This window comes from Cellulomonas sp. A375-1, assembly GCF_001040865.1.
Classification (GTDB): Bacteria; Actinomycetota; Actinomycetes; order Actinomycetales; family Cellulomonadaceae; genus Cellulomonas; species Cellulomonas gelida.
Genome location: NZ_LFKW01000143.1, coordinates 30,962 through 31,266, shown reverse-complemented (window position 1 = coordinate 31,266; position 305 = coordinate 30,962). Strand labels below are relative to the sequence as shown.

Annotated in this window: 1 pseudogene; it reads left to right on the top strand. The window is 73.4% G+C overall.

The features are described 5' to 3' along the window. Positions 1-51 precede the first annotated feature (51 nt). Positions 52-305 (top strand): annotated as a pseudogene (locus CWIS_RS19065) (hypothetical protein); the annotation flags it as partial.

Here is a 305-nt window from a genome sequence, read left to right as displayed (position 1 = left end):
CGACGGTTCGTTCCACACCCAGTGGTCCGGCGACCGCACCGAGCAGGACGCGTGACGGACCCGCTCGGCGCCGCAGGCACGCCGCAGGACGACCGGCTGGACGCGCGTCCGCTCCAGCCGGTCATCCTGGGCGCCGACATCGGCGTCTACGCCCTTGCCCGCTCGTTCCACGAGCAGTACGGGGTGACGTCGGTCGTCGTCGCCGGCGCCGCGCTCGGGCCCGTGCAGCACTCGTCGATCGTGCGGCACGAGATCGTCGCGGACGGCCACGACCCGCGCCAGCTCGTCGACCGGTTGCTCGACGT